The sequence below is a fragment of the Chitinophaga niastensis genome, from assembly GCF_003014755.1.
GTDB lineage: Bacteria > Bacteroidota > Bacteroidia > Chitinophagales > Chitinophagaceae > Chitinophaga > Chitinophaga niastensis.
This window is the reverse complement of the sequence record NZ_PYAW01000003.1, coordinates 358,352-383,210: the sequence shown is the minus strand read 5'-3', so window position 1 is coordinate 383,210 and position 24,859 is coordinate 358,352. Positions and strand designations below refer to the sequence as shown.

Genomic DNA, 24,859 nt, shown 5'->3' with positions numbered 1-24,859 from the left:
GTCATATTCAGTTCATTAATATTTTAGAAAGAGATCTCATTTATAAAGTTAATCTTATTTTATCGTTTCTGATTACCACCCCCAACGCCTACAAGATTAGCTGACAAGGAGGGGCCGGGGGTGGTACTGTTTTCTCGCATTACATCAACATACCACCATCAACGGAGTATGCTGCACAAAACGGATAATGATTATAAAATTATGATGAAACACCTGTTAAGATATATTTTCCTTGTGTTGTTATTTGTTGGGATATGCTCTTCTGAAACCCTTGCCGGACCTGTTTCCTGGATCAGGATCAATCAGCTGGGATATTTACCCGACGGCATAAAAGTGGCGGTGTGGGGAAGCAAGGAAACGGCTTATCCTGCTACCTTTCAGTTGATAGATTCGATTACGTCAAAGGTGATATTTACCGGCTCCACAGGTAAGGCATTTGGGCATTATGGTCCTTTTAATCAAACTATGCGCCTCGATTTCAGCGCATGTAAGCAACCAGGTGTGTACTATCTGCGGGTCGGAGCAACGGTATCATCTGTTTTTCGTATAGCCAATGACGTATACGCGGGCGCTGCTGATTTTGTTTTGCGGTATATGCGACAGCAACGTAGTTTTTTTAATCCTTTTCTGAAAGATTCCTGTCATACGCACGACGGCTATACGATGTACGGCCCGATGCCCGACAGCACGCACATAGATGTAGCAGGTGGCTGGCATGATGCCAGCGATTACCTGCAGTACTCCACTACTTCCGCCAATGCCACTTATCATCTGCTGGCGGCATATCGCGATTTTCCGCGTGTATTTGCGGATCACTATGCAGCAAATGGATTGGAGGGCAGTAACGGGGTGGCAGATGTGCTGGATGAGGCTCGTTGGGGGCTCGACTGGCTCCTGAAAATGCATCCGCGGGAAAACTGGTTATTCAACCAGATAGCAGACGACAGGGATCATCACGGTATGCGCCTGCCTAAAGAAGATGATTTTTACGGTAAAGGTTTTGAGCGACCGGTATATTTCTGTACCGGGCAGCCGCAGGGATTAGGGAAATATAAGAACAAAGCCACCGGAGTGGCCTCTACCGCCGGTAAATTTGCCAGTGCTTTTGCATTGGGATATACTTTGCTGAAAGAGCAGGATCCTGCCTATGCACGTACGCTGCAGGAAAGGGCAGTATCGGCCTATGTAATGGGCATAAAACAACCTGGTGTATGTCAGACAGCATCTGTACTGTCGCCATACATTTATGCGGAAGATAACTGGGTAGATGATATGGAGCTGGGAGCAGCAGCATTGTATAATGGCAACCATATTGAAAAATACCGGCAGCAGGCCCTGGGTTATGCGGCACAGGAAAAAGTAACTCCCTGGCTGGGCGCTGATACAGCCAGCCATTACCAATGGTATCCCTTCATCAACCTGGGACATTATGAGCTGGCGAAACAGTTGAGCGGTGCTAAAAAACAAATGGTCATCAACTATTATAAAACAGGTATCGACAGGGTTTGGGAAAAAGCGAAAACGAATGCGTTTTACCGCTATATACCGTTTATCTGGTGCAGTAATAACCTGACTACTTCTTTTGCCATTCAATGTTACTGGTATCGTCAGTTAAGCGGCAGTGCGACGTACGCCGCACTGGAACAGGCTAATGTGGATTGGCTGTTTGGTTGTAATCCATGGGGCACCAGCATGGTTTATGGCTTACCTGCTCACGGCGACACACCGACAGATCCGCACTCAGCTTTCTCCCACCTGGGACATTATCCTATTGATGGCGGTTTGGTGGATGGCCCCGTATATACAAATATTTACAATAAGCTCCTGGGTATCCGTTTATCAAAGCCGGATGAATACGCAGATTTTCAGAGTGACCTGGCCGTATATCACGATGACTTTGGTGATTACAGTACCAATGAGCCCACCATGGATGGTACTACTTCACTGGTGTATCTGCTGGCGGCAGCCGCGAATGAAGGCCTTGATCGTGCTCCCGGAAAAATACGTACTTATGCAGCAGGGGCTGTGATCCGTGGCGATACTACCCGCAAAGAACTGACACTTGTTTTTACCGGCGATGAATTTGCGGATGGTGGCGCAGTGATTCGTCGTATACTGAAACAACAAAAAGTACCTGCTGCATTTTTTCTCACCGGAAAATTTTATGCTAACCCTTCTTTTCAACCGCTCATCCGGCAACTAAAAGCAGATGGACATTACCTGGGACCGCATTCAGATCAGCATCCTTTGTATTGCGACTGGAATAAGCGTGATAGCCTGCTGATCACCCGGGAACAATTTCATAACGACCTCGCCGCTAACTATCAGAAGATGGCGGCGCTGGGCATAAAAAAAGCAGCAGCACCTTATTTTTTACCTCCCTATGAGTGGTATAACAGTACCATTGCACAATGGACAAAAGAAGAAGGGTTGATGCTTGTGAATTACACACCTGGCACCCGTTCCAATGCGGATTACACAACGCCCGATATGAAAAGTTATCGTTCTTCAGATGAGATTTATCAATCTGTAACAGATGATGCATCTCATCATCCGGAAGGATTAAATGGTTTTTTATTGCTGATGCATATCGGTACTGATCCGCGGCGCACAGATAAGTTTTATAACCGGCTGGATGCATTGATCACTGCATTAAAAAGTCAGGGGTATCATTTTGTGCGTATCAATGAATTGCTGCAATAGTGGAATATTCCCTGCTTCTACTTGGCCTGGCCCTGGAATAATTTGGTTACCAGCGGACTAAACAGCGCAATAACCTCTTTTTGTAACCCTTTGCTTTTTGCATAGGCACCCACAGATTTTGATATCAAAACATAGGTATATTGTTTGAGGCGCTCATCCATCGTGATGGCTTCTTTAATGACGTCAACCAATTGTTGGGCAGCCACATTCAGATCGTCATGGGAATTAATAGCCTTTATCAATACCTGGTTAGCAATCTGCTCAGGCCAATCGGCTAATGTGTTTTTCTTCTTGTCACTAGCTATTTTATAATAGTCGGGGGTTTCTTCATTTGCCAATTGGCCTTGAGATGCCCGATAATAGGGCATTTGAAATCCTCTCATAAATTGATTGTCATATATTTTCTTGTTTAATCCCCGTGCTTCAACAAGGTGGCCGCCTTCCAGCGGCACATAAGTATCCGGCCGGGCCATAAAGGGTGCACCTGCAGCGTAGTTGACTAAATCCTTAGTACCGCCTTCATCCTTGTACCGCGGAATTTTCATCTTTTGTGGTGTAGGAATATCCTTTGTACTTGCTAAAGCAACCAGGTTATTAATAATGATACTAAGCGCATTTTTGTATGCCTCCGATAAATCAGTATTGCTATAAGCTTCTAATCCTTCCTTATGCGCTTCCCAGGTTTTGCCGCTACGATCCAGCATAAAACCAGCCAGTGTTTCCGGCTTTATTGCCAGTACCATGCCTTTAATAACGGGATCATCTTTCATCATATCATTGAGACTGGCCTTTATCCAAAAGCCCATGTAATCTTTGATACTTGACAGACGGATGAGCAATTTCTGATTGGCAGGAATGGCCTTGAAAGTATCCCTGTTTTGTTCCCTGGTTTCCGGATGTTGTTCCATGTGCTGGCTTCTTACATCGTTCATGATAAACTGCAGGGCCATTGTCGGGATCTGGGAAAGATAATAAGATATGATAGCCACCCTGTTTCTATATTGTTCAACGTTACCTTCTTCTATAAATGCCTTCAGCCCTTCAAACAGTTGGGCGGTTAGTATATTCTTAATAATTATATTAGGTGAGGAGCCTTTTGTTCCTTTGCGTAGCGCCATGCCAACTTCATTGGTAGTCATTTTCAGGTTGATCTGGGAGTTGGTCATAGCGTTTTTATCAAAAAACTCATTGGTAAAAGCAGCTACTCCCTTTGAAAAGGTGGTTAATGGCGTATCGTTGTAACTGGCTTTTACTTCAGTATATTGAAGCGTAGTGCTGAATAAGCCGGCCACATTTTCCAGGAGCCATCCCAGGTTGCCACCGGAACCGGCGCCACGTTCCGCCATCTGTTTTAATGTTTGCTCAAATACATGTGCAACAAGCATGCTCCTGCTTTTTGCTTTCTCCCAGTCGTTCATGTTGGTGCCCAATACAAAAGGAGGACAGGCCAATTCGATCACATTACCGGCATCGGTTTCAATTACAAACGGCAATCCATTGATGGTTTCAGTTGATCTTGCCAGATCCACATGAATAGGCACACCTTCCGCATTTAATTTGGCAAATTCAAATTCAGGGCCCATTGTTCTATAAGTCGGCTTCACAACTGCTATTTGTCTTTGCCAGTTTAAAAACCAGCCAATATCAAATTTTCCACTGTCAATGATCGCTAAGTGCTCCTCTATCTCTTTATCTTCAAGCACCCGTTGGATGATGGGCGTGCCTGCTATAGGTTGTGCTGTTAATTGATCGTTTTGAGAATGGGCTTCCTCTTGTTTGGATACTTTATCCTTCCTTCTCTGAAACGGTGTTACCGCCGGTAAAGCAATACCTGCTGAAGGGGAATCATTGGCAACTGCCCTGCTTGATACTTTATTGGCCGGGGTTGGATCGTATCCTTGCTGCATAAGAAAGATAAAGGTTCCAGGATAGTTCTTCTGTTAACTTACGAAAATTTAATGAGAATAAGAATAGGGGGAGATTGTTTGGACACCGTTTTATATTTGAAAACTGTTATCCTATGAACACATGGCGTTGTTGTTTACCTGTTATTGCCGGCATATTAATATTCAGCTCTATTTCCTGTCAGAAAAAAATGGAGACCATCAACGAAGCAATAAAAAAGCCTGGCCCGGTTAATTATCGTCAGGAAATGCGCAGTTTTATACAGGAAATCAGTGCCTGGGCGCGGCAACAAAAAAACGGTTTTTTGATAGTGCCACAAAATAGTTCCGAATTACTGACCATTAGCGGAAGTTCGCAGGATTCACCTGTAAGTGCCTATATACAGGCTATTGACGGCATGGGCCGTGAAGAATTGTTATATGGTTATGATAATCATGACGATGTACCAACACCTGATGATGTAAAGAATGAATGGTTGAACTTATGCAAACTGGGTAGTAATAATCATTTAAAAATACTCACCACCGACTATTGTTTTACACCCGCAAAAATCACCAATTCTTATCAAACCAACGGAGGTTATGGCTTTATATCTTTTGCGGCTACTCACCGGCAGCTGGATAATATTCCGGTCGGAGCACCCTATCATGAAAATGCGAACAATATTAATACACTGAGCGATGCGCAGAATTTCCTGTACCTCATTAATACCAAACAGTTTGCCACCAATGATCAATATCTGAGTGCACTTAAGGCTACTAATTATGATGTATTGGTGATCGATGCATTTCCGGAAAACAGTTCTCAGCCATGGCCCAGCAGTATTATTGCTTCGCTGAAAATTAAAAAGAATGGCGGCAAACGCCTGGTGCTGGCTTACATGAGCATGGGACAGGCAGAACAGTACCGCTGGTATTGGAAAACAGAATGGAAAACCAATCCACCGGCCTGGTTGGAGAAGCTGGACCCATTTTGGGATGGTAATTATTACGTGCGTTACTGGATGCCGGAATGGAAAGCCCTGATATATGGTAACCCCGATGCCTATACGCAGAAGCTACTCAATGCAGGATTTGATGGGGCCTATCTTGATCCGGTTGATTGCTCACAGTATTGGGAAGAAAAAGTAAAATAGATTACTTTCATCTAAATGATAATAGCAAACAAAGGTGAACGTAAAACAGAGAATATAAGCATCTGGGAAAAGTATTTAATTAAGCTTACAAAATGGAAATAAAGAGAACCGGCCAGACAAAAGATGTTGGATTTCAGCTGGGTGTAAGGAAAACTTTACCTGTGTCCGTTGAAACAGCATGGGATTTTTTGTTCTCGGATAAAGGGATGGCGATATGGCTGGGACCATTAGTATCTGGTGAACTGAGTACCAATAAGCCCTATCAAACGGTAAATGGTATTGAGGGGGTAGTAAAAGTGCTGAAGCCCTTGTCACATATACGATTGAGCTGGAAGAAAAAGGGATGGGCGGATCATTCCACTGTACAGGTAAGGGTCATCAATAATAAAGGCCGGGCTACCATTAGCTTTCACCAGGAAAAACTGCTGGATAGTAAGCAACGCGAAGAGATGCTGAAATATTGGTCGGATATTTTAGCGCGTATTGTGGATGCAGTTGTAAGTCATCAGGCATCGGGGTCATGTTGATAACGACAGTACATTTCCATCAGGATCCTTGAACCACGCTACTTTTGCCCCGCCTGGGGCTGTCCAGATACCTAAACTATCCTGCGGGAGGAAGTTGTACTGCTCACAAAAGATCCCTTTTTTGTTGAGTGATTTTATGACAGAAGAAATGTCATCAACATCCCATCCTAACACCGTAAATGCTTGTGGTGTTAATTCCGGTACAATAATTACCCTCAGTAAGATGCCGTTTGCAGCAAACTCCAAAGCATAATCATCTTCAGATAATAATTTCAATCCTAAAATATCTCTGTAAAATAATCTTGCTTTGTCCGGCATTACAGTTGGAACGAATGCTTTGATTTTTTTGTCAGCCAGCATATATGAATTATTTTAGTAAAGTTAAGGACTAATATTTTATCGGGTCAGTGTACCAACCAATCCGGGCCGTACCACTGGCCTAAATCTGGTTTCCGGACCTCAACTTCAAAATTGTTTCAAAATTCAGCCATATTTTGCTCTTTATATGAAGGTACTAGCAGTAGAAGATAACAAAGAAATCGCCAGCAGTATACACGATTTCCTGGCGCGGGAGGGATACATCTGCGAATTGGCTTATAGCTTTGATGAAGCGCAGGAAAGATTATTACTTTTTTCATATGATTGTATATTACTCGATCTGATGCTGCCCGATGGCAATGGGCTGGAGTTGCTGAAGTTTATTAAAACGCAGAAAATCCAGAGCGGGGTGCTGATCATTTCTGCAAAAGATGCCCTCGATGAGAAAATAAGCGGCCTCGAAGGCGGTGCAGATGATTACATCACCAAACCATTTCACCTGCCTGAACTGCATGCCAGGCTGCGTGCTATTTACCGCCGCAAGAAGCTGGCCGGCAGTAATATTATCTCCTTCAATGAAATTACTTTAAACACAGATACGTTAGAGGCAACCGTTAACAGCGCCGCACTTGATATTACCCGCAAAGAGTTTGATTTATTATTATACCTGGTAGTGAACAAGAACCGGGTGCTTTCCCGTCAATCTATTGCTACACATTTGTGGGGAGACTATACCGATAATTTGGCTAATTTTGACTTTGTATATCAGCATATAAAGAACCTGCGTAAAAAGATCAGTGCTGCCAACGGAGCGGATTATATTGATACTGTTTATGGCCTGGGTTATAAATTTAATTCCTCTAAAGTATGAAACTGGTTGATAAATTTACTTTGTGGTTTATCGGTGTAACATTACTGTTAACGCCGATCACCACTTATTTCTGTTATTATAATATTGAAAAGAGGATAGATGAAGCAGAAATAGCCAGATTAAAGGAGATAAACGAAATTACGGCCAATCAGCTGCGCGATGGTATTTCGCCGGTTACATCCATGCATGAATCACCCACAACGGTTACTGTGCTTGCTTCCGCATTACCAAAGGAAAGCGTGGAGATACAAAAGATCTCTACACATGATACCAACCTCAAACACCAAGAGAGCCGCCTTGTTGTGAATTCTTTTTTTTCTATTAAAAATACAAACTACGAGATTTCATCCTACAATTATATTCCGGGTTCCAGGCAAATATTGGATGCCATATTAGGCACCGTTATCTGGAAACTATTATTGATCATACTTTGTGTGGGTATCACTGCCCGCCTGGTGTCCCAGCGTATTTTACATACACTGCGGCAAACAATGAAAAAAATTCAGGGCTTTAACGTAAAGCAAAAAGTGCAGTTTCCGCAAACCGGTACCCAGGAGTTTAAAGAGCTGAATTCTTTTCTGCAAAAGATGACGGATAAAGCTGTTGATGAATATGCGTCTGTAAAGGAGTTCAGCGAAAATGCTTCCCATGAATTACAAACGCCGCTGGCTGTGCTGCGCAACAAATTAGAGTTACTCAGCGAAACAAATATTGAAGAAAACCAGGCGGCATTGATTAGCGACATGCAGAATGCCATTGAAAAATTATCAAAAATAAACCGGTCGCTCACCTTACTGGCAAAACTGGAGAATAATGAGTATGCAGTGTCAGAAAATATCAAATTCTGTAGAGTTGCAAAAGATGTTTTAGCAGCGTATGAAGACAGGATAGAGATGAAAAATCTCTCCGTAAAAACAGATTTTGCTAAAAATATTTTGTTGAAAATACACCCCACTTTAGCAGATATGCTGATGAATAATCTGGTGGGTAACGCCATCCGGCATAATGTACAGGATGGAAGTATAGAGCTGGTGCTCACACAAAAAAAATTAGTGGTTAAAAATACAGGACTACCCCCCGAAATGCCCGTGGAAGAACTATTCCAGCGTTTTAAGAAAGGCAATCAATGCAGCGAAAGTGTAGGCCTGGGTTTATCCATTGTAAAGCAGATATGCGAGGTAAGCGGCTTCTTTATTTCCTATCATTATAGCAATCAACTACATGTGTTACAAATCGATTTTCAATCGAAATCCCAGGAAGAAGTGCAGACAATTGCACTTGATAATTTAGCGCCCGCGATTTACTGATTATTTTTTAGATAAGTGCTTTACTTCAAGATTACTTCAAATTGTTGAAGTCATTTTGCAGATGGAATTACAACTTTAGTAATCATGCTGCAAAATCGTTCTTTCATGATTGGAAAAAAATATCTGGCTGGCCTTCTTTTCTTTATTTGTGCCAATACCCTTACTGTAAGCGCGCAACAAACACTTACACTTAAAAACGCTATTCAGACAGCTGTAAATAATTATGGGACTATCAAAGCTAAGGCGCAATATGCTGAAGCTTCTAAAGTAAGCGTGGTACAGGCTAAACGCGATTATCTGCCTAACCTGAATGTATCTGCCCAACAGGACTACGGTACTATAAACGGACAAAACGGGCCTCTATACGGATTTGGAGGACTCGGTGTTGCTTCATCAGGTGTGCCTTTACCTAATCAAAATTGGAATGCCGCATTTGGCGGATTATACCTGGCAAACGTAAACTGGGATTTTTTTGCTTTCGGCAGGGCCAAAGAAAAAATTAAAACTGCTCAAGCGGTTGCTACTCGGGATAACAAAGACTGGCAACAAGAAATATTTCAGCAGGAAGTAAAAGTAGCAGCCGCTTATCTTAATCTGTTAGCCGCACAAAAGCTCACACAATCCTATCAGAAAAACCTGAACCGGGCTGACACCTTTCGCCGGGTGGTAGTTACGCGGGTAAAGAACGGATTGAGTGCCGGCGTAGACTCTGCACAAGCCAATGCAGAAGTATCCGGCGCTAAAATAGCGTTGACCAGGGCCATAGATTTTGAGCAAACGGAATCCAGTCAGCTGGCCCAACTAATGGGTGTACCGGTACAGACTTTTACACTGGATACTGTTTTTGTTTCCCGTGTGCCGGCTTTCCCCGGTGATACATCGGCTTTAAATAATCATCCTTTACTGCAATGGTATAAAAGCCGCATTGCACTCAGCAATGAGCAAATGAAGTATTACAGGACGCTGAGCTACCCTGCATTTTCCCTGATAAGTGTGCTGCAAACACGCGGATCGGGCTTTGAGCCAACTTACAATGCACAAAACCTGAACGCCTATACGCATAACTATTGGGATGGTACTAAACCCACCCGTACCAATTACCTGGTTGGCATAGGTGTTACCTGGAACTTAACACAACCACTGCGTATATCACAACAGGTAAAATCGCAAAGGATGATCAGCAAGGGACTACAGGACGAATACGACCTCGTGAACCAGCAATTGCTGGCCCAGCTACAGCTTTCCGATACTAAAATTACTAATGCTCTAAGTAATTATAACGAGGTGCCCGTGCAGGTGAAAGCCGCATCAGATGCTTATCTGCAAAAATCCGTCTTATATAATAATGGGTTAACCAACCTGGTGGATGTTACACAGGCATTATATACTTTAATACGGGCAGAAACAGACAGGGATATCGCGTATAGTAATGTATGGCAGGCACTCTTGTTAAAAGCTTCAGCAGCCGGGGATTTCAAGTTATTTGAGAACCAGCTGTGAAGGAAAGCTTTTAGCGGTTAGCTTTTAGCAATTAGCTTTTAACTAACCGCTAAGGGCTAAAAGCTAACTGCTAACAGCTTTTCAATTGATAATTCACAAATAGATAGTATGAACCTTATTCGTTTTGCACTTCGTAAACCCATCACTATTTTGGTGCTTGTTGCCGGATTATTCTTCTTTGGTATTAAAGCTGTCACTACTATTAAGATTGACATCTTTCCAAAGCTGGATATGCCGGTTATATATCTTTCACATCCATTTGGTGGTTATACTTCTACCCAGATGGAATCTTTTTTCGGTAAACAATACATCAATATATTATTATTTGTAAATGGTGTAAAAAATATAGAAACAAAGAATATACAAGGCTTAACGCTGATTAAAATAAATTTTTATCCGGGTACTAACATGGCCCAGGCGGCGGCAGAGGTAAGTGCTTTCTCTAACCGTATCCAGGCTATATTTCCGCCGGGTTCCAATCCGCCGTTCATTATCCGTTTTGATGCGTCTACATTGCCTGTAGGACAATTGGTATTAAGCAGTGATAAGCGCAGTAACAATGAACTGCTGGATCTGGCCAACGTTTATGTGCGTTCCTCTTTTACTTCTATTCCGGGGCTGGTGGGTTCTACACCATTTGGAGGAAACATGCGTACGGTGGTGATCAAAGCAGACCCTGAGCTGCTGCGTTCTCATAACATGACACCGGATCAGCTGGTAGAAGCATTACGACTGAATAACCAAACCGCACCATCCGGTAACGTGCGCATTGGTACTAAAAATTATATTACACCGGCCAATACTACGATTAAACAAATAAAGGATTTTGAAAATATTCCGCTCTTTAAAAATGGTGTGCAAAACCTTTACCTGCGCGATGTAGCGGTGGTAGAAGATGGGGCGGATGTGAGTACCAGTTACGCATTAATAAATGGCAAGCGGTCGGTATATATTGATATTGCCAAAGCTGCCGATGCCTCTACCTGGGAAGTAGTACAGCATTTAAAGAAGGCAATGCCTAAGATACAAACGCAATTACCGGAAGATGTAAAATTAAGTTATGAGTTTGATCAGTCTACCTATGTAATTAATTCTGTGAAAAGCCTGCTCACAGAAGGTGCTATCGGTGCTATCCTGACAGGCCTGATGGTACTGCTTTTCCTGGGAGATCCACGGGGTGCACTGATTGTTATTTTAACCATTCCTATTGCTATTATATCCGGCGTGTTGTTTTTAAGTTTGTTCGGGCAAACGATTAATATCATGACCCTTAGTGGTCTGGCGCTGGCAATTGGTATCCTGGTAGATGAAAGTACAGTTACCATAGAAAATATTCACCAGCATTTAGACCTCGGCAAACCTAAGTCGCTGGCGATCTGGGATGCCTGTAAGGAAATTGCTTTCCCGAAATTGCTGATCCTGTTTTGTATCCTGGCGGTGTTTGCGCCTGCATTCACGATGGGAGGTATACCCGGCTCTTTGTTCCTGCCGCTGGCATTGGCCATTGGTTTTAGTATGATTGTTTCCTATTTCCTGGCGCAAACATTTGTACCGGTGATGGCTAACTGGTTGATGAAAGGCAAACATCATAAAGGGAAGGATGGTAAAAATATGACCGACAGTGAGGAGTTTGCCGCTGCTGGTCTGGATGCTGGAGGAGAGGGCGATACCTGGGAACAGAAAACAGCATTGTTGGAAAGAGCGAATAGTAACCGCGATGGCAAGGTGAGTCGTTTTGAAAAAATACGTGCACGCTATTTACGCTTCATCGGCAGAATGATGCCTTACCGGAAAGTTATTGTAACCGCATACCTGGTAATAGTTTGCCTGTTGGTTTACTGGCAGCTCAACAGCATTGGTCGTGATGTATTACCGAAGGTAAACGGTAGCCAGTTCCAGGTACGTCTGCGTCAGCCGGATGGTACACGCATAGAAGAAACAGAGAAAAAGACCATTCAGTTGATTGATGCGGTGAATAATATGGTGGGTAAGGAAAATGTGTCTATCACTTCGGCATTTGTTGGTTTGCACCCGCAATTGTTTTCCACTGCCCCTATATTTTTATGGATGGCAGGTCCGCATGAAGCTGTGCTGCAGGTGGCGTTGAAGGAAGGATACAAAACAAACCTGGATGAGTTAAAAGATAAAATCAGGGCACGTGCCAGACAAATAGACACGAGTATGCTGCTTTCTTTTGAGCCGATTGAATTAACAGATAAGATATTGAGCCAGGGATCGCCCACACCAATAGAGGTAAGGTTTTCCGGAAGAAATAAGAAACTGAATGAACAGTATGCGTTGAAGATGGTGGATAGATTGAAACAGATACCTTATCTGCGCGACGTGCAGCTGGGACAGTCTATCAGTTATCCTTCCCTCAATATTAACATCGACAGGGTACGTGCAGCGCAGCTGGGAGTAGATGTGGGCGATATATCCCGCTCCCTGATTGCCAGTACTTCTTCTTCCCGTTTAACAGAGAAAAACATCTGGGTAGATGAAAAAGCAGGATTGAGCTATAACGTACAGGTACAGGTACCGGAAAACAAGATTACGAGCCAGAATGATATAGGCGAAATTCCTTTGCTGAAAAATGCCGCCCGGCCAATTTTGAGTGACGTGGCTAGCATCACACCGGATATCACTTATGGTGAAAATGATGATCTGGGATCATTGCCTATATTAACTGTTACCGCCAATCTGAATAACAAGGACCTGGGCACTGCATCAGGAGATGTTAAAAAAGCAATTGCTTCACTGGGTGATTTACCACGTGGATTAAATGTAGATCTGATAGGGTTAAGCAGTACATTAATTGATACATTAGACAGTTTACAAAGCGGGCTGTTAATAGCTATTGTTGTAATATTCCTGATGCTGGCAGCAAACTTCCAGTCGTTCAAGGTATCTGCGATTGTGTTGGCTACTGTACCTGCAGTATTATTCGGCTCTTTGTCTTTGCTGCTGATGTGTGGCTCTACACTCAATTTGCAGTCATACATGGGGATGATCATGTCGGTAGGGGTATCCATTTCCAACGCAGTGCTCTTAATTACCAATGCAGAGCAGATACGCAAACATAACGGAAATGCCATGCTTTCTGCAAGAGAAGCTTCCGCCTTGCGTATGCGCCCGATTGCTATGACCGCGCTGGCCATGGTAGTAGGTATGATACCAATGGCAAGTGGACTGGGAGAAGCGGGAGATCAGTCGTCGCCGCTGGGACGCGCAGTAATTGGCGGACTCGTAGCTTCTACTTTTGCGGCCTTGTTTATTTTACCGCTGGCATTTGCATGGGGACAGGGTAAAACAACTACACAGAGTGTTTCACTTGATCCGGAAGATGAAGAAAGCATACATTATATTCCTTTGAAAGGTTAAATGAAAAACGTTGTCAACATTAAAAGACGCTGAGAAAATAATAGAAAATAAAAAGCATTTTATGAAACCAGTATCGAAACTTGTCGTTATATTTTTATCAGTTATTGTATCGGCTGTTATCCTTCAGAGCTGTGGATCTTCCGCCGCAAAGGATGATAAGGAGAAGACAGCAGCAGCTCCTGCTCCTGCATTGGAAGCCTTTACTTTACAAAAAGGGGAGATGACCTCATCTATACAAATCCCGGGAGAGTTAATTGCTTTCCAGCGGGTTGATTTATATGCCAAGGTAAGCAGCTTTGTAAAAAAGTTATATGTAGATGTGGGCAGCGAAGTAACTGCAGGCCAGTTATTGGTGACGATGGAAGCACCTGAGGTGAATGCTCAGTTATCTGGTGCAGAGTCCAGGTTAAAATCACAGGAAGCGATCTATCTTTCCAGTAAAGCCACCTATGACCGTTTGTATGAAACCAGCAAAACACCTGGTACCGTGTCGCAGAACGATCTGGATGTAGCGTTTGCCAAACAAAAATCTGATTACGCACAGCTGGATGCCGCCAAAGCGTCTTACCGGGAAGTGGGCGATACCCGCAATTATCTTGAAATACGTGCACCGTTCAGTGGTGTGATCAGCAGAAGGAATGTGAGCCCTGGTGCTTATGTAGGACCAGCAGGTAAAGGTTCTGATTTACCGATATTCACTTTACAGGAACAAAAAAAATTGCGTCTTGTAGTAAGTGTGCCAGAGGCGTATAACAGTTATCTGAGCAATAAAAGCGAAGTGAATTTTACCACTAAATCCTTGCCGGATCAAATCTTTAAGGCAAGTGTATCCCGGCTGTCAGGTGCACTGGACGAGCGGTTGCGCTCTCAGAGCATAGAGATGGATGTATTTAATAACGATAAGAAATTATTGCCTGGTATGGTAGCGGAAGTATCCATTCCTTTAACAAGTGGTAATACCACCGCTTTTGTGGTGCCTTCCAAAGCGATATTAAATTCTACCCGGGGCGTTTACGTAATAAAAGTAGTAGACAATAAAGCAATATGGCAGCCAGTTAAAACCGGCCGTAAGGTAGATGATAAAACAGAAGTATTTGGGAACTTAAAATTGGATGATGTAATTATTAAAACGGCCAATGAGGAAATAAGAGATAGCTCGGAGATAAAACATTTGACGATGGTAGGATTAAAATAAAAAAAGAGGCATTTGCCTCTTTTTTTATTTTAATCAATTGATACCTTCCCAGTCTTGTTTTTCCAGCATAAATAATGCTTCAACTGTGATATGTAATACGGTGGCCAATTTAAGCGCGAGCAGTGTTGAAGGGAGATATTTACCGGATTCTATTGTATTAATGGTTTGCCGGGATACACCCACTAATTTTGCCAACTCTTCCTGCGTAATATTATTAATGGCACGTTGAATTTTTATGGTGTTTTTCATGACGATGCAGACCTGCTGGTTTTGTAGAGAATAAAGTTGAAACGAAGGATAAAGAAGATCAGCACAGTGTACATGTTGTATATGATTACCTGGAAGAACATGGTGCCATTTACAAACAGTATACATATTGCCAGCAATGCATAATTGACATACACTGCCCATTGCAATGATTCCAATCGTACCTGCACTATGAATTCATCTTCTTTTGTCTCCTTTGAGAAGGCGATCATCAGCAAGCTTAGTAATATTCCGATTCCTGCCAGTTCATTTGTGAGGTTGTAATCTGTTGTAATGTCTTTCAGCGGCAGGTGTACCGGTAAATCCAACCATCTGAATTGGAACTCGTAGAAGAGGTTCATTATGCCTAAAACAAGAAAGGGGATAAATAGGACAAGCCCTATTTTCTTACATTTTTGTGGGAAGAGAAGAGAGGATTGCATATTGTTAAGTTTACTCTAATGTAAAGTAAACTTAACAAATAGACAAATAAACTTTACATTTTCATGATTTTCAGGAAACGGCATCTTTCCCTATCACCGTCCAGTCATCTGTGCCATGACCTTTGGCTATCCAGCGATCCATTTCAGCGGCTATTGCGGGTATTACTGCCAGCGTTGTTCCTCCCTGTTTGGCAGCTGCTATGAACAGCTGTGTATCTTTTCTGGCCATATTTAATTCCCAGGATGGGCTGTTGTAATGACCGCCGGCCATTCTTTTTATCCTGGCGGGAAGCATGGCGCCGGGGTTCCAGGAGTCAAACAATGCGGAAACATCGCCGATAGGAATATTTAGTGCTTTAGCGAGCGACAAGGTATCTGCCAGGCCAGCCGTAAAGGTGACGAGGAAAAGGTTGCCGATAAGTTTCATGCCTGCTGCTTTGCCCGTTTCCGCTCCAAAATTAATCACCTGACCAGTCATTTCTGATAGCTCCGGTTCCAGTTGACTGATAAGGTCCTGATCTCCGGATACCATCATGGAACCGGTACTTTCCAATGCATTCTGCGGGCCCATAAACACAGGGGCATGCAGGTAGGTAAATCCGCGTTCTTTCCATTCCCTGGTTCTTTGGATAGCGCCTTCGGCAGATGTAGTGGTATGATCTATAATAATTGCGCCTGGTTTAAAACCTGCACTGGCCATTTCCAGCACTTCATTTACAGTACCATCATCTTTTAAGGTAAGATGAATACGTGCTGCTCCTTTTACTGCATCCGTAACATTGCTGAATGCTATTGCTCCATAAGTTTCCAGGGCAGTGGCTTTTGATGCGGTACGATTCCATACCTGCACCTGCGTTCCTTTCGTTATCATTGCCCTGACAAAATTTGAACCTAAAAGGCCCATACCTAAGAATGCTACCATGACGTTTTTATTTTTATAAAGATAAGAAAATGTTTATGCACGGAGAGAAGGAGCTGGAGCGTTGATTTCATCGATAGCGAATATTGTACGTTCGGAGCATACAATGGAAATGTACCAGCTATAGTTTTAACCTAAGCGGTCGACAAAAAAATCTTATCTTCACGCACATTTTTTTATAAAGAGTATTATGAAACTGGATGAACAATTACTGAAAAGAAGTGAGAATAAGTGTGAATTATGCCAATCTGGCGATGCTTTAAAAATATATGAAGTACCTCCTGCAGCTAACGGCAATGAAGATGATACCATCCTCATCTGTGATAAATGCCGGGCACAAATCGACAAAAAAGAGGAGTTAGACGGCAGCCACTGGAAGTGTTTGTCTGAAGCTATGTGGAGCGAAGTGCCAGGCGTACAGGTAGTTTCCTGGCGTATGCTGAACCGCTTAAAGAATGAAAGCTGGGCAGCAGATAACCTGGACATGATGTACCTCAGTGATGAAACATTGGCATGGGCTAAAGCCACCGGCGATCATGATAATGACAGCGCCGTTGACCTGCATAAAGATTGCAATGGCACTGTATTGCAAACCGGCGACTCAGTAACTTTAATAAAATCTTTAGATGTTAAGGGTTCTACATTAAATGCAAAAATGGGAACAGTAGTAAAGAACATCCGGTTAGTAGAAGAAAATACCGAACAAATTGAAGGTAAAATAGAGGGGCAGGTAATCGTAATTCTTACCAAATACGTAAGAAAACAGAATAGTTAATGCTGATTTCAAGTATATAAAATTTATCAGTTAAGATTTGAACAAATCAAAGGCCTTACAGTTTTTACTGTAAGGCCTTTTCCATACAGGCGTTGCTTCCCGCGTGTTGTTTTTTTAAATGTTATGTCGTACTATGGTAAATGAATGTCGTGTAATGGTAATCGTTGTATCCGCTGTATAACTGACCTTTGGACTATAAAACAACGCATATGTCATTTATTAAAACAGCAGACGGAACGAGCTTATTTTACAAAGAATGTGGAACCGGTAACCCCGTAGTTTTGGTCCATGGATGGTGTATTAATTGCGATTCATGGGAATACCTTATCAATGAGCTGGTGGATAATGGTTTTAGATGTATTGCCTATGATCAACGTGGATGCGGAAGATCAGACCAACCCTGGACAGGATATGATTACGGAACCCTGGCAAATGATTTATCTATGTTGATAGATACCCTTGGTCTTAATAATGTAACCCTGATTGGCCACTCTATGGGCTGTGGTGTTGTGACCCGTTACCTTGCGGAACATGGAGAGACGAAGGTTAAAAAAGCAGTATTTATCAGTACCAGCACACCGTACGTTGCTAAAAGCGAAAATAACCCGGACGGGATTGATCTGATGTACCTGGATCAGGGATTAGATGTGGTGAAAAAAGACCGGCCCGCTTTTGTACGCAGTCTTGTTGATGGTTATTTTGGCTTATCACTGGAAGGGAATGATGTATCCACAGACATGGCGGATTGGGCTGTTTCAATAACCTTACAGGCTTCATCCAGAGCCGCAGTTGAGATGATGAATGCTAATTTTATCACCGATCAGCGCGAGGAATTAAAAAAGATCAGCATGCCGGTATTGCTGTTGCATGGTGATAAAGATATAAGTGCTCCAATTCAAATCACAGCGACAGCAACACATGATCTGCTGAAAAACAGTGAGCTGAAATTTATTGAAGGACAAACGCATGGCATGTACATCAGCAAAGCAAAATTGCTTAGTAAGGATATCATTCATTTCATTGTCTGAATGTGATAACTTATTAACTGTTGAAAGAAGTAAGAAAGATCGCCGGTAACATAGGGTTGATAAATATAGTCGGAAGAATTATATTTAGTTAACTTTATGAAGCTCCAATACCCCATTCATTGCTACTTTGCCTGGCTTTTCTCTGTTATTGATAATATTATCGTGACATGCTAAAACACTAAATATGACTACATTAATTATCCGGTTCCTTAACATTATTATGGCCGGAATGATTGCAGGAACGCTATTTGGAATTTGGATTGGCTATAACCCCAGAACTTTATCAGTGACAACTTATGTGGAACAGCAACAAAGTGTTATCAGAGCAATGAATACATTAATGCCGATACTTGGATTGATTACAACTATCCTGACATTAATATCAGCATTTCTACAAAAAGACAACAAAACTATTTTTATAACATTGCTGATAGCCGCATTTTTTTTAATAATCGGCGGACTTGTAACCAGGTTTGGGAATCAACCTATTAATAGTATTGTAATGACCTGGAATAAAGGAGATGTGCCAGGCAACTGGGCTGCATTAAGGGACAAATGGTGGATGTTGCATACAATACGAACTGTGACCGTATTTGTTGCTTTCTGTCTTATTGTATGGACAGGCATGCGAAAAGTGTAGTAACGGATGTTTTAAGAAAAGGCCGGTAAATCCTGGATTTACGGGCCTCTTATATTTTTATGATGCTTACTGCTTTTCCATCAGTCTCAGAAATCCTTCAACTACCAAAGTATCTACAATGGCTATTTTTTCATGGTCAGACATTTGATGAGGGATGTCTTCAATTTTGAATACGGGATTCTCTACAATAAAATCGGCTACAGGTTTATATCGCACTGGCAACGAAATACTTTGCGCATTCCATTCCAGGTAAACTTTTTGATGATCTGCATTAATTCTCCATACTACACCATTGTTGTGTTGAACGATGGTATCCCTGGTGAGGATGTCAGGTTTTGCTACAGCTAACAAACCGCCTGCTGCATTCGTCTTTTTAGATACCATCAGCTCATCAATTATTTCAGCAACCGACTCCTGCATCAAATTTTCATCTGTTTTTATAAACATATCCTTGAAGGCACTGATTAGATCAGTCATATCTCCCGGATGTTTCATTGCATGAATGGGCAATGTTTTGCGGAGGTCTACATGCGTTTTACTATAAAGATCAATATACTTGTTAAATACATCTGCCCATCTGAGTACTTTTATTCCGATGGCCGCATGAATGGAATAAGTGGTTGATTGTGGTTCATGTATTGTTCCGCGGGGGATATACATCACATCGCCGGCTTCGAGCATATATTCCCCTTGCAGCGGACCAACAGGATGGATGCCTGGTACAAAGTCCTGGTCCTTTAATGGTGCCTCGTATGCAGCATCAAAAATTTTCCAATTTTTGCTTCCTTCCAGCTGTAAGATGAACAGGTCGTGTGTATCCCAATGAGGAGGCGTGCTTTGATTTTCCGGTGGGGTAAGATAAACATTGATCTGGGCCGGAAATTTGAATATGGATTCGAAGCTCAGACGTAGCTTCTCCAGGGGCTCAGACCATAAATGAATGGCTCTTAAAATAATGGTGGCGCCATCCTTATGTAATTTCAGTACTTTGTTCATGTCCACCCGGGAGCCTGTACAGAATTTATCTTTCGAAATCGGCGCAGCTGCTTTCGCCATATCGAAATTGGTGTGTGGTACATGAATAAAAGACAACAGTTTGTCGAAATCTGCTACCGTAATAAAATTGTTGAAATAGGCAGGATCGTTTCTTTTTCTCAGCAACAATTTTTTATCCCAGTATTCCGACCAGAATTCATCAGCAGAAGTAGGACCAATCAGCCAGGGTAACAACCCTTCATTTGTCAGGTGTTTATTTTGCATGGACCAATGCTTGATGAGTGGAATAATATAACATTTCTAACCTGCCTTTCATATTGAATTTTGCAGTAGGACAAGGTGCATGCCCGTCGGCCCACTGCTTGGGGCAACTACCTCCGCAAACCGGCAGCATAGCGCATTGGTAACAAGGTAATGTTGCTGCCTGTATCTGCGCATTGAATGTACTGAAATGGCGTAACGGCATCTTACCATCCTCTTCTCCCAGCTTATCTATCTGATAAATATTGGGAGTACCATAGGCCGGCACATAGGATACTTCTGTACAATTAAAAATATTTCCATAGGCATCTGATAGCTCAGCGTCTTTATGTACTGCCATGCATACAATAGGTTTTCTCTGGGGAATCAATCCTGTTTCGAAACCCAGGTCCATCATTTCCCGGAACCAAACCAATTCCCTTTCAGCAAATTCTTCGCGTTGTACAGCTTTCAGGTGCGCATCATTTCCCCATGAATAAACGGACGCGGTATAAAATGAAATCCTTGTTTGTAATTGCGCTTCCGCAAGGAGCCTTAGCAGGGGAGATACGCCCTCTATGTTCTGCTGGTCTACATTGCAGCGGATGGAGATCTTGAATGTAATGGCTTTATTAGCAGCAATTGTAACGAGGTTCCTGAATATCTGATCGAAAGTTGCATGTCCATTTTTTAATGCCCGCCGCATGTCATGAAATGAAGAAGTGCCATCTAATGTAATTTCAACGAAACTGATCTTATGCACCTCTTCTAATTCTTTTGCCACTTTTTCTGTTAATGCTAAACCGTTTGTTACCATTTTGGCTGAAAAATCGCAGCCATAGTCCTTTGCCAGCTGTTGTAAGCGCGGGCTCATCGTTCTTATTACGGCTAAACCCGCCAAAGGTTCTGCACCAAACCATCCTACTTTCAGTTTTGAATAGTTTCCTTTTTGAAGTTTTGTGCGGATTCTTTCCAGCAGCAGCAACTGATCTGCTTCATCAAGCAACTTAGTAGTGTGTTGTTGTCCGCAGTAGTGGCAGCCCATCTGGCAAAAAGCTGTTGGTTGTATCACTTCATACAATTCCTGGTGGTGCTCAATAGCAGTTTCATTTTCTTTGATAATACTACCTGTCTCATCTTCTTCTCTGTCAACAATAATTTTTTTGGAGCTAAGTTGTTCAATAAATTCCACCGGCAGGATATGGATTTTATCCGTTATCAGCGCGTCCCATACGGCCTCATTGGCAATAAAGAAGGCATTTAGTCTTGTACCATACAACAGGCGATACTTTTTAGCTTCTGCTACGCCGTCTAACGGGTTAGTATATACGATGTAATCAGACAGTTTCCAAACGTGTTGCGCTGCATCTTTCATGGGGTAAAATGATCGTTTAAAATGGATTAAGGCAGAAGAAAGAGGAGGCAAAGGGTAAACAGAGATAATCATCTGATTACCCTTACATCCTTATGAAATTACACGCAGCTGCAATTCCTGTCAAAAATAGCACAGGGAGAGTGGAGGCCTTCTTTTATCGCTGCCCTTTTTTCTTTGCTGCTACTTTCAGGATTCTTGTCAAGGAAGGCCATGACATTGCCGGTAAACCCTGCCAGCTCCACCAGTTCGAAATCCCCCATTTTGTCTACATTATTGATATGGGTACCGATTTCGGCCTGTGCCAGTTTTAGTCCTTCTTTTACATGGTTACGATAAGTCTCGATTTCTTGTTTGCTAGGCATTTTTTTAAATTTAATTGTGAAGAAATGAAGAAAATATTACGTGAATGATAGGTAACGCATAGCATTAATACAGGCCTGTTTAATGAAAAAAATCTCATCAAATACCAGGTTGTATGTAAACATTAACTTACGTCAGGAGATATGTTTCCCTGAAGACAATAAAAAAGGAAGTATGGAAGTGAATAGAATTAAGTTTGCTCTTTGATGATTATAAGAGGGTGCTTTAAAAGCTACATCCATGGTTATAAATTCATGGATTTCAGGATAGACAGGACCGATGGTTTTACCTTTGTTTAAGATATTAATTTAGGATAGTGATTGGAAATTATAAAAGGGCTCCATGCTTCAGGAGTAAGATTCATCCGTTTGTTAAAAACTCGAACAATGACTTTGAAGTGGTTACTAAGCTATGAAAAGATTTTCAGATTTCCAATATTATCAAAAAAACGTAAGGTATCTGTTCCGGAAGATTAAGTAATTTCGTGTATGCGATATCTGTCAATGTCTTTGTTATTAGGATTCAATTTGTTCCTGACTGCTGCTGCTTTTGCACAAAATAAAACCAATCTGCATCATGCGGAAAATTCATCTCCTGCTGTTAATGCAAGGATTGAACTTCCCAATGGCTGGTCGCTTACGCCGGCGGGTGAATCGGTTCCTTTGAGCAGCGACTTACCACTAAACATGGCCCTTTCTCCGGATGGAAATTATGTAGCGGTCACTAATAACGGTAATGGTAAACAAAATATAGACCTTATCAACCTGAAAGAAAAAAAACGTGTACAGGAGGTACCGGTAGGTACTGCCTGGCTCGGGCTGACCTTCGGGAAAAAGTATCCGTATCTCTATGCCTCCGGTGGCAATAACAATATCATTGTACGTTATATCCTCGATAAAAACCGGCTGATAAATAAAGATACACTGACACTGGGGCTTCCCTGGCCCAAAGATAAGATCAGTCCTACAGGATTAACCCTGGATGAAAAAAATAAGCGGCTGTATGTAGTTACAAAAGAGAACAATGCGCTTTACGCCTGCGATTTGCAAACCATGAAGCCGATCCGGATGATATCCCTTTCAGCGGAAGCATACACTTGTGTATTAAACCCTGTACTGCCGGAGCTTTACATCTCTGCCTGGGGGGGCCGGAAGATATGGGTATATAACACGCATCTGGACAAGCTTGTTGACTCCGTAACTGTTGAAGACCATCCCAATGATATGGCCATCAGTTGTAACGGGAAGTGGTTATACGTAGCCAATGCTAATTCCAACACGGTTTCTGTTGTTAACAGCAGCAGCAAAAAAGTAGTTGAAACGGTAAATGCAGCTTTGTATCCTGATGCTCCCATTGGTTCTACCACCAATAGCGTGGCCTTATCAGCAGATGATAAAACCTTGTACATCGCTAATGCGGATAATAACTGTCTCGCTGTTTTTGATGTGTCGAAGCCGGGGCATAGCAGTTCCAAAGGTTTTATTCCAACCGGTTGGTATCCCACCTGTGTAAGGGTTTGGGGCAAACATCTCCTCGTTACCAACGGTAAAGGAATGTCTTCCATGCCCAACCCGAACGGAAGTGATCCACTGGGAGGAAAATACAATACGCTCTATAAAAAAAGCGATACTACCAGATCAAAACCCTTTCAATATATTGGTAGCATGTTCCATGGTACGCTTTCTGTAATTCCCGTTCCTACAGAAAGTATGCTGAACAAGTATGCCCGCCAGGTATACCTCAATACACCATACACAAAAGAAAAAGAACTGGTAGCTTCCGGAGAACCCGGTAATCCTATTCCTACCAAACAAGGGGATGTATCGCCTATCAAATACGTGTTTTATGTGCTGAAGGAGAATCGTACCTATGACCAGGTGCTGGGAGATATGCCCGAAGGAAATGGTGATAGTAGTCGCTGTATTTTTGGCCGGCACGTAACGCCCAATGCGCATGCGTTGTCGGAAGAATATGTATTACTGGATAATTTTTATGTAGATGCGGAAGTGAGTGCCGACGGACATAACTGGTCTATGGCAGGTTATGCTACAGATTTCGTGGAAAAGAACTGGCCTTCCAATTACAGTGGCCGCGGGGGTACTTATGATTTTGATGGGAGCAGGGCAGTGGCTAACCCTACTAAAGGTTTTATCTGGAACTATTGTCAGCGGGCAGGTATTTCTTTCAGGAATTACGGAGAATTTATGGATAACGGATATCCTACGATCTCCGTGTTAAAAGATACCACTCATTACTGTAAAAATTATCCCGGCTGGAACCTGGATATACAGGATATTTACCGCGAGCAGGTATTTGAACACGATTTTGATTCGCTCGTACAGGCCAAAGCGGTTCCTCATTTCAATACCGTCTATCTGCCTAACGACCATACCAGTGGTATGTCTAAAGGTAGTCACACGCCATTGGCGCATGTGGCAGACAATGACCTGGCTTTGGGCAGATTGGTGGAACATATTTCTCATAGCCCTATCTGGAAAGAGGCAGCTATTTTTGTGTTGGAAGATGATGCACAGGATGGACCTGATCATGTAGATGCCCACAGGTCTGTTGCTTATGTGATCAGTCCTTACATCAAAAGGCACAGTGTAAACCACACGATGTATTCTACAGCATCCATGCTGCGTACTATGGAGCTGGTGTTGGGCCTTCCGCCTATGAGCCAGTACGATGCAGCTGCAACACCTATGTGGGGTTGCTTTCAGCCAACAGCAGATAATGCCGGCTACCAGGCACGCCCGGCATATATAGATATCAATGCCCGTAACATCGTGTGGAATCAGAGCGCCATACAGTCTGCACAATTTGATTTTTCCAAAGCAGATGCCATACCTGATCTGCCGCTGAACGAAGTAATATGGAAATCCGTAAAAGGTGAGTCCAGTATGATGCCGGCTCCGCGACGCAGTGCCTTTGTACGGTTAACGTTGGATAAGGACGATGATTGATCAATATAGACTATTATAGCGGCAAGGCA

20 protein-coding genes are annotated in these 24,859 nt (G+C 42.6%); 12 read left to right on the top strand and 8 right to left on the bottom strand.

Annotated elements, in window-relative coordinates; genetic code table 11:
• Window positions 1-168 precede the first annotated feature (168 nt).
• Complete coding sequence (locus CLV51_RS16240; protein WP_245898798.1) at window positions 169-2,703, top strand: bifunctional glycoside hydrolase family 9 protein/polysaccharide deacetylase; 2,535 nt, start codon at window positions 169-171, stop codon at window positions 2,701-2,703.
• Between the two features lie 17 nt (window positions 2,704-2,720).
• On the opposite strand, the gene CLV51_RS16235 is transcribed toward CLV51_RS16240, so the two are convergent.
• Window positions 2,721-4,610, bottom strand: coding sequence for a hypothetical protein (locus CLV51_RS16235; protein ID WP_106529108.1), 1,890 nt, complete (start codon window positions 4,608-4,610; stop codon window positions 2,721-2,723).
• A gap of 113 nt (window positions 4,611-4,723) precedes the next feature.
• Here CLV51_RS16235 and CLV51_RS16230 point away from each other — a divergent pair, with 113 nt between their 5' ends.
• A complete protein-coding gene (locus tag CLV51_RS16230) occupies window positions 4,724-5,743 on the top strand; it encodes an endo alpha-1,4 polygalactosaminidase (protein ID WP_106529107.1) in 1,020 nt (339 codons plus the stop codon).
• A 92-nt stretch (window positions 5,744-5,835) separates the two neighbouring features.
• Window positions 5,836-6,270 (top strand): SRPBCC domain-containing protein, encoded by a 435-nt coding sequence (locus tag CLV51_RS16225; RefSeq protein ID WP_106529106.1) that lies wholly within the window; start codon window positions 5,836-5,838, stop codon window positions 6,268-6,270.
• On the opposite strand, the gene CLV51_RS16220 is transcribed toward CLV51_RS16225, so the two are convergent.
• Window positions 6,262-6,630, bottom strand: coding sequence for a VOC family protein (locus CLV51_RS16220; protein WP_211302028.1), 369 nt, complete (start codon window positions 6,628-6,630; stop codon window positions 6,262-6,264). The genes CLV51_RS16225 and CLV51_RS16220 overlap by 9 nt on opposite strands.
• A gap of 145 nt (window positions 6,631-6,775) precedes the next feature.
• Between CLV51_RS16220 and CLV51_RS16215 the strand changes: the two genes are divergently transcribed.
• From CLV51_RS16215 to CLV51_RS16195, 5 genes are all read left to right on the top strand, one after another.
• Window positions 6,776-7,459 carry a response regulator transcription factor gene (locus CLV51_RS16215; protein ID WP_106529105.1) on the top strand — a complete coding sequence of 228 codons (684 nt, stop codon included), beginning with the start codon at window positions 6,776-6,778 and terminating at the stop codon, window positions 7,457-7,459.
• Window positions 7,456-8,766: a sensor histidine kinase gene (gene porY, locus CLV51_RS16210; RefSeq protein ID WP_106529104.1), complete on the top strand. Its 1,311-nt coding sequence runs from the start codon at window positions 7,456-7,458 to the stop codon at window positions 8,764-8,766. Before CLV51_RS16215 ends, porY begins: the two co-directional genes overlap by 4 nt.
• Before the next feature lie 105 nt (window positions 8,767-8,871).
• The gene (locus CLV51_RS16205; protein WP_106529103.1) at window positions 8,872-10,266 is read left to right on the top strand and encodes a TolC family protein; all 1,395 of its coding nucleotides are present in this window, start codon (window positions 8,872-8,874) and stop codon (window positions 10,264-10,266) included.
• A gap of 108 nt (window positions 10,267-10,374) precedes the next feature.
• Complete coding sequence (locus tag CLV51_RS16200; protein WP_106529102.1) at window positions 10,375-13,647, top strand: efflux RND transporter permease subunit; 3,273 nt, start codon at window positions 10,375-10,377, stop codon at window positions 13,645-13,647.
• Between the two features lie 61 nt (window positions 13,648-13,708).
• Entirely contained in the window at window positions 13,709-14,842 is a 1,134-nt protein-coding gene (locus CLV51_RS16195) for an efflux RND transporter periplasmic adaptor subunit (protein ID WP_106529101.1), read from the top strand.
• Between the two features lie 33 nt (window positions 14,843-14,875).
• Here CLV51_RS16195 and CLV51_RS16190 read toward each other — a convergent pair whose 3' ends face one another.
• The 3 genes from CLV51_RS16190 to CLV51_RS16180 form a co-directional block, all read right to left on the bottom strand.
• On the bottom strand, window positions 14,876-15,091 hold the full coding sequence (locus CLV51_RS16190) for a helix-turn-helix transcriptional regulator (RefSeq protein WP_106529100.1): 216 nt from the start codon (window positions 15,089-15,091) through the stop codon (window positions 14,876-14,878).
• Window positions 15,088-15,531: a hypothetical protein gene (locus CLV51_RS16185; protein WP_146151298.1), complete on the bottom strand. Its 444-nt coding sequence runs from the start codon at window positions 15,529-15,531 to the stop codon at window positions 15,088-15,090. The genes CLV51_RS16190 and CLV51_RS16185 overlap by 4 nt, the downstream gene beginning before the upstream one ends.
• A gap of 70 nt (window positions 15,532-15,601) precedes the next feature.
• Window positions 15,602-16,453 carry an NAD(P)-dependent oxidoreductase gene (locus CLV51_RS16180; protein ID WP_106529098.1) on the bottom strand — a complete coding sequence of 284 codons (852 nt, stop codon included), beginning with the start codon at window positions 16,451-16,453 and terminating at the stop codon, window positions 15,602-15,604.
• A gap of 187 nt (window positions 16,454-16,640) precedes the next feature.
• Here CLV51_RS16180 and CLV51_RS16175 point away from each other — a divergent pair, with 187 nt between their 5' ends.
• From CLV51_RS16175 to CLV51_RS16165, 3 genes are all read left to right on the top strand, one after another.
• Window positions 16,641-17,225 carry a PhnA domain-containing protein gene (locus CLV51_RS16175; RefSeq protein WP_106529097.1) on the top strand — a complete coding sequence of 195 codons (585 nt, stop codon included), beginning with the start codon at window positions 16,641-16,643 and terminating at the stop codon, window positions 17,223-17,225.
• A 209-nt stretch (window positions 17,226-17,434) separates the two neighbouring features.
• The gene (locus CLV51_RS16170; protein ID WP_106529096.1) at window positions 17,435-18,253 is read left to right on the top strand and encodes an alpha/beta fold hydrolase; all 819 of its coding nucleotides are present in this window, start codon (window positions 17,435-17,437) and stop codon (window positions 18,251-18,253) included.
• Between the two features lie 184 nt (window positions 18,254-18,437).
• Complete coding sequence (locus tag CLV51_RS16165) at window positions 18,438-18,893, top strand: anthrone oxygenase family protein (RefSeq protein WP_106529095.1); 456 nt, start codon at window positions 18,438-18,440, stop codon at window positions 18,891-18,893.
• 66 nt (window positions 18,894-18,959) lie between these two features.
• Here CLV51_RS16165 and CLV51_RS16160 read toward each other — a convergent pair whose 3' ends face one another.
• The 3 genes from CLV51_RS16160 to CLV51_RS16150 form a co-directional block, all read right to left on the bottom strand.
• Window positions 18,960-20,153: a cupin domain-containing protein gene (locus tag CLV51_RS16160; RefSeq protein ID WP_106529094.1), complete on the bottom strand. Its 1,194-nt coding sequence runs from the start codon at window positions 20,151-20,153 to the stop codon at window positions 18,960-18,962.
• Window positions 20,143-21,504, bottom strand: coding sequence for a radical SAM/SPASM domain-containing protein (locus CLV51_RS16155; RefSeq protein ID WP_158267038.1), 1,362 nt, complete (start codon window positions 21,502-21,504; stop codon window positions 20,143-20,145). Before CLV51_RS16155 ends, CLV51_RS16160 begins: the two co-directional genes overlap by 11 nt.
• Window positions 21,505-21,602: 98 nt before the next feature.
• On the bottom strand, window positions 21,603-21,866 hold the full coding sequence (locus tag CLV51_RS16150) for a hypothetical protein (RefSeq protein ID WP_106529092.1): 264 nt from the start codon (window positions 21,864-21,866) through the stop codon (window positions 21,603-21,605).
• A 486-nt stretch (window positions 21,867-22,352) separates the two neighbouring features.
• Here CLV51_RS16150 and CLV51_RS16145 point away from each other — a divergent pair, with 486 nt between their 5' ends.
• The gene (locus CLV51_RS16145; protein WP_245898795.1) at window positions 22,353-24,830 is read left to right on the top strand and encodes a bifunctional YncE family protein/alkaline phosphatase family protein; all 2,478 of its coding nucleotides are present in this window, start codon (window positions 22,353-22,355) and stop codon (window positions 24,828-24,830) included.
• Window positions 24,831-24,859: the final 29 nt, after the last annotated feature.

What these genes read in the sequence shown, in the direction of transcription:
- CLV51_RS16220 (WP_211302028.1), bottom strand. Translation starts at nt 6,630, where the DNA reads ATGCTGGCTGACAAAAAAATCAAAGCATTCGTTCCAACTGTAATGCCG.
- CLV51_RS16185 (WP_146151298.1), bottom strand. Translation starts at nt 15,531, where the DNA reads ATGCAATCCTCTCTTCTCTTCCCACAAAAATGTAAGAAAATAGGGCTT.
- CLV51_RS16150 (WP_106529092.1), bottom strand. Translation starts at nt 21,866, where the DNA reads ATGCCTAGCAAACAAGAAATCGAGACTTATCGTAACCATGTAAAAGAA.
- CLV51_RS16205 (WP_106529103.1), top strand. Translation starts at nt 8,872, where the DNA reads ATGATTGGAAAAAAATATCTGGCTGGCCTTCTTTTCTTTATTTGTGCC.
- CLV51_RS16165 (WP_106529095.1), top strand. Translation starts at nt 18,438, where the DNA reads ATGACTACATTAATTATCCGGTTCCTTAACATTATTATGGCCGGAATG.
- CLV51_RS16230 (WP_106529107.1), top strand. Translation starts at nt 4,724, where the DNA reads ATGAACACATGGCGTTGTTGTTTACCTGTTATTGCCGGCATATTAATA.
- CLV51_RS16145 (WP_245898795.1), top strand. Translation starts at nt 22,353, where the DNA reads ATGCGATATCTGTCAATGTCTTTGTTATTAGGATTCAATTTGTTCCTG.
- CLV51_RS16190 (WP_106529100.1), bottom strand. Translation starts at nt 15,091, where the DNA reads ATGAAAAACACCATAAAAATTCAACGTGCCATTAATAATATTACGCAG.
- CLV51_RS16175 (WP_106529097.1), top strand. Translation starts at nt 16,641, where the DNA reads ATGAAACTGGATGAACAATTACTGAAAAGAAGTGAGAATAAGTGTGAA.
- porY (WP_106529104.1), top strand. Translation starts at nt 7,456, where the DNA reads ATGAAACTGGTTGATAAATTTACTTTGTGGTTTATCGGTGTAACATTA.
- CLV51_RS16235 (WP_106529108.1), bottom strand. Translation starts at nt 4,610, where the DNA reads ATGCAGCAAGGATACGATCCAACCCCGGCCAATAAAGTATCAAGCAGG.
- CLV51_RS16170 (WP_106529096.1), top strand. Translation starts at nt 17,435, where the DNA reads ATGTCATTTATTAAAACAGCAGACGGAACGAGCTTATTTTACAAAGAA.
- CLV51_RS16180 (WP_106529098.1), bottom strand. Translation starts at nt 16,453, where the DNA reads ATGGTAGCATTCTTAGGTATGGGCCTTTTAGGTTCAAATTTTGTCAGG.
- CLV51_RS16225 (WP_106529106.1), top strand. Translation starts at nt 5,836, where the DNA reads ATGGAAATAAAGAGAACCGGCCAGACAAAAGATGTTGGATTTCAGCTG.
- CLV51_RS16195 (WP_106529101.1), top strand. Translation starts at nt 13,709, where the DNA reads ATGAAACCAGTATCGAAACTTGTCGTTATATTTTTATCAGTTATTGTA.
- CLV51_RS16215 (WP_106529105.1), top strand. Translation starts at nt 6,776, where the DNA reads ATGAAGGTACTAGCAGTAGAAGATAACAAAGAAATCGCCAGCAGTATA.
- CLV51_RS16155 (WP_158267038.1), bottom strand. Translation starts at nt 21,504, where the DNA reads ATGAAAGATGCAGCGCAACACGTTTGGAAACTGTCTGATTACATCGTA.
- CLV51_RS16240 (WP_245898798.1), top strand. Translation starts at nt 169, where the DNA reads ATGCTGCACAAAACGGATAATGATTATAAAATTATGATGAAACACCTG.
- CLV51_RS16200 (WP_106529102.1), top strand. Translation starts at nt 10,375, where the DNA reads ATGAACCTTATTCGTTTTGCACTTCGTAAACCCATCACTATTTTGGTG.
- CLV51_RS16160 (WP_106529094.1), bottom strand. Translation starts at nt 20,153, where the DNA reads ATGCAAAATAAACACCTGACAAATGAAGGGTTGTTACCCTGGCTGATT.